This window comes from Frankia sp. CeCAU1, from assembly GCF_977971845.1.
Genome location: NZ_CDWWXA010000224.1, coordinates 1 through 4,541 on the forward strand (window position 1 = coordinate 1; position 4,541 = coordinate 4,541).

Sequence of the window (4,541 nt, forward strand, 5' to 3'; positions counted from 1 at the left end):
CGCCCACTCCAGCCGCCGCGCCCCCGGCGCCCGGCGCCCCGCCGAGCCCCGAACCCACGACGATCATCACCCCCGAGAAGAACGGGAACGATCCCGGAACGAAAACAGCATCCCAGCCGGTCACGGTCAGACCCGGCACGAAGAAGGCCAGGCTCCAGAAGCTCCTCGAAGCCCTGCCCGCCAACGACCCCCGGTCCGTCTACGCCCTCGCCAAAGACCTCGCTCCCCTCATCGGCCTGAACGAAGGCACCGCCCGCCGCTACATCCCCCACCTCAGGTCATGACCGCCCGGCACGAGGCCGGCGCTGCCGGCCGCATGCACCGCCTCCCCGTCACGTTCACCTCACAAAACCGGCTTACCCCGGCTTCCGATTCCTACAGTTTGGCGCCACATCGCCACGCCTGCTGGCCATACTCACGCCTATTTGCCATTGCGATGAACCGGCTGCTCCCAAAACCCTGGAAGGCGCAATGCACAAGATCGGAAACGCTGCCGCACACGACCAATCCGGACAACAACGCCCCTCGCTACGCCGGTCACACCGTCGAGCCCTGACGCCACCGTGCAGACCCGACTCGGCCCGACCGGGAGTGGATCATAAATCGAGGGTTGGGGTGTGCTCCCGGATCAGCGCACGTATTCCCCGGTAGCCCTCCGCGAGGGCCGGATCGGTGGGCCGGTCGCCGACGGCGCGGCGCAGCGGGTCGGTCTCGCCGTCGGTGGTGGCCGGGGTGCCGTAGGGCAGGCCGAGGTCGCGGTGGCGGAACCCCTCGACGGCCTCGACCCGGCTATCCCATCCGGTGGCGTCCAGGCCTGCGCTGGAACGGGCACCGAGGAGTCCGGTGAGGTAGTCGGCGGGGTCGATACCGGCCCGGAACACGGCGTGCGCGATCTGCCGGTCGAGGGCTTCCTCGATCAGCCGGAGCCTGTCCTGGCGGCCGGTGCGTGCCTCGACGGTGCTTTCCCGGCTGCCTTCTCCGTGTGGCCTCGCCCGCGGGACGGTCGCGCCTTGAGCGTCGCGGAGGTGGCGGCGTTCGGCGGCGAGCTGGGCGGTGGGGTGACGGGCCAGGTGGTGGATCTCGCAGGTGTCGAGCAGGCCGACGAGCTCGTTCCACTCGTCGCGGGCCGGACGCGGCGGGGGGAGGAGATAGTCGGTGGGGTGGAGTCCCTGCTGCTGGCAGAGGTCGGTGACGCGGTGGTCGAGCACGGCGGCGCCGGTGCGGACGCTGCTCTGGTCCTCGCGGGTCAACGCGACGAGAAGATCAGCGGGCTGATGGCCGTTGTCGAGCAGGGCGTGCAGGCCGGCGATGGCGCGGGCGCGGGGGATCTGTTCGGCGCGGCTGTGGAAGCGGGCGCGGGCCCGGCGGGGTAGGACGTCGGCCCAGGTTCGAGCGAGGCGCGTGGCCTGATCATGGTGCAGCATCCACCGGGCCCGTAGGGTGCCGGCCGGTTCGCCGGATGAGAGTGGGGGTCCAGGGTCGTGGGGTGGGACGGCCGGCCGGTAGCGGGCGTGGTGGACGGCGAGGGCGCCGACGGCCCGGTCCCACAGAGCGCGGTCGGCGCCGGCGGCGGCGGGTCGTGGCCCGATGCGAGCGACGAGATCGGCGGGCGGGTTGGCGACGGCGGCGGTGCGCAGGGCCGCTTCCGCTGCGAGTTCCGCGCGTCGCAGCACGGCGGGCGGCGCGGGCGGCGCGCCGGCCGCGCGGTGCGCGCCGCCGGATGGCGGGGGTGCGGGGAGTCGGGCGAGGCCGGCGAGGGTGTGGGTGCGCCGCAGCCGGTGGGCAGCGTGGGCGAGCGGGTCGTACTCGCTGGCGAGGCGTTCGGTGCGGGACTGGGCGAGGTGGTCGGCGAAGCGTTCGAGGGGTCCGGTCGGGTCACGCAGGACGGGCAGCCAGTCTTCTTCGTCAAGGTCGGCTTCGAGATCGGCCCGGCGGATGACGTAGGCCGCGAGATCGGTCCGGGCTCGGGAGAGCATGACGTAGAGGCCGGCGCGGCTGGTGTCGTCGGGGGCGACGGCTCGTGCGGTGGGCAGGGAGGAGCCTTCGGCTTTCGCCGCAGTGATCGCGTAGGCGTAGCCGAGACCGCCGGTGCGACCATCGGTGAACCGGTGGGTGAGGTACTCCCACGGCACCCGCACGCTGCCCTTCCTGGGAAAGCGGACGGTGAGGGCCTGCCGGTCAGGATGGTCGGGATCCAGGTGGACGGCGGTGACCCGGCCGAGGGTGCCAGTACGGATGTAGGCCGAGGCGGGCTTACCGGCGGGGATCAGGGTGTGACCCGTCTGGGTCAGGGTGATGACCTCGTCGCCGGCCTGGAAGTCCCGGCCCGCCACGGTCAGGACCGGTCCGGTCAGGGTGCCGTCGGCGGCGAGACGGTCACGGGCGGCGCGGGCGAGGATCTCCACGTCGCGGGTCCGCTCGGCCATCATGTGCAACGCTGCCGCGGGTCGGGGCCGGACCGTACCCCCTGACCGGCGCCGTCCCGGACCGGCGGCCGTCCACCCGTCGCCCTCCGTGCTGCCCGCGCCGTCCACGCTGCCCGGGTCGGTGGCACTGTCCGGGTCGGTGGCGCCTCGAGGGTGCGGTGCGGTGCGTTCGGTGTACCAGTCGTTGACGACCTGGGCGAGCAGTGCTTCGCGGGAGTCGAACAGGCGGATCCGCCCGTCCGCGGCCAGCAGCTCGAGAGCCTTCCTCGCCGACGCGCCGCCCTCGGCGCGCAGCGCGCCGAGGGCGGCGCGGACCGGCGCAAGCGCCGCGCCGGTCTGCCGGTGCAGACTGCCCAACGCCGGCACGTCGGGGGTGGAGGCGACGAGATGGGCGTACCAGCCGCCGGCGCCGACCGCGCCGAGCTGCGCCGGGTCACCGAGCAGGATCAGCACGGTCCCGGTCCGAGACGCATACCGCGCCAGTCGGGCGGCGTCCCGGGTCGAGACCTGCGTGGCCTCATCCACGATGACCACGCTGCCCGCCGGCCACACCCGGCCCGGATCCTCAGTGTGATCGAGCAGGGTCAGCCAGCCGGACACCACCCGCCCGGCCACCCCGATCCGGCCGGTGAGTTCCTCGGTCTGCCGGCCCCCGTGCGCGGCGGCGAACACCTGCCCGCCGCCGGCGTGGACGATCCGGGTCAGCAGGCGCATCGCCTCGGTCTTCCCCGACCCCGCCGGCCCGACGACCGGCCGCACCAGATCCCCGGAGGTGAGCAGCCGGCGCACGAGGGTGATCTGCTCGGCCGACAGCGCCGGCCCCGACGGCCCACCGCTCCCCTGGCCGCCGTTCCCCTGGCCGCCGCCGTCCTCGCCGCCGACGCCACCCGGGCCGTCCGATGACGGCCGCTGCTGCGCGGCGGCGAGATGGGCTTCGAGCGTGGCCGGGTCGACGAGGATCCGCGGCTGCGCGCCGGCCTCAACCCGGCCCTGCCGGCAGAGGGCCAGCAGGGTGTCCTCGACCTCGAGCAGTTCCTGCGTCGTGTACACCGGCTCGGGTTGCTGGCGGGCCCGGGCGGCGCTGTGGCCGAGCAGGACGATCCGCCGGTCGGCCAACACCTGGTCGGTGAGCCGGTCGACCTCGTCCGCGGGCAGCCGATCGGCGGCCCAGGCGGCCACCCGTCGTACCACGGCACGGCGGTCGAACGTCGAGTCGTGCTCGGTCAATCCGGCCGGGCCGGTCAGCAGGTCGCACAACCCGGCCAGGTCCTCACCGTCGACCGGGGCCCGGTTCCGGGAGGCGGGTGCGGCAAGGGCACGGACCCGCTGCGGCGTCCATCCGGCGGCCGTCAGCCGTTCGTGTTGGATGCGGCGGACCTGCGCGTCAGCGAGGACCTTCTTCGCCGCCCGGGAACCGCGCTGCGCCGCCGCCTCGGTCACCCCACCCGGCGTCAACCCGTCGGCGACGAGCTGGGCGTACTCGGCCTGGACCTCCCCATGCCGGGTGGAGAACGCCGCCAGCAGCTGCGCGGGGAAGGCGGCGAGTTCAGCCACCCCGTTACGCACCGGCCCCCAGGCCAGTCCGCGCCGCCGGGACAGCTCATGGCGCAGCGCCGCCGCCCCCACATAGCCAGCGGTCTTCACGTGGGAGAGGAACACCTCCCCGTCCAACGCCCGCCAGTCCACCCGCCCCCGGCCCTGCTCATCGGCCACCGGCCGGCCTTGCTCATCCAGATCGGGGACGGCGGTCGCGTTCACCACGATGGAATGCACATGCAGATGGGCCTCGTCGCTCCGCGACACCTCATGCGGGTACGACACCGCCGCCACCCCCACCCCCGGACGGTTCCGGCCGGCAACGGTGCCCACCGTCGCATGCCGTTCCAGATAGCCGAGCACCGCCTCCACACCGGCGTCCATCGCCGCGGCCACATCCCGGCGAATCTCCTCATCCCCGAACGCCCACAGCAACGACACCGACTTCGGCGCCGAACACGTCACGTCATAGCCCAACACCACCGCCGGCGGCACCCGCGCGGCACAGAACCGATCCACCTCCGTCGCACTCACCAGCCACCGGCCCGTCCCCGCCTCCCGCACCGCCGCCAACCACGG

The 4,541-nt window shown here is 73.7% G+C and carries 2 pseudogenes; one reads left to right on the forward strand and one right to left on the reverse strand.

Annotation, left to right across the window (positions count from 1 at the left end):
• A pseudogene (locus AC08OO_RS22570) lies at nt 1–284 on the forward strand (winged helix-turn-helix domain-containing protein); the annotation flags it as partial.
• 312 nt (nt 285–596) lie between these two features.
• Here AC08OO_RS22570 and mobF read toward each other — a convergent pair.
• Nucleotides 597–4,535 (reverse strand): annotated as a pseudogene (gene mobF, locus AC08OO_RS22575) (MobF family relaxase); the annotation flags it as partial.
• Nucleotides 4,536–4,541: the final 6 nt, after the last annotated feature.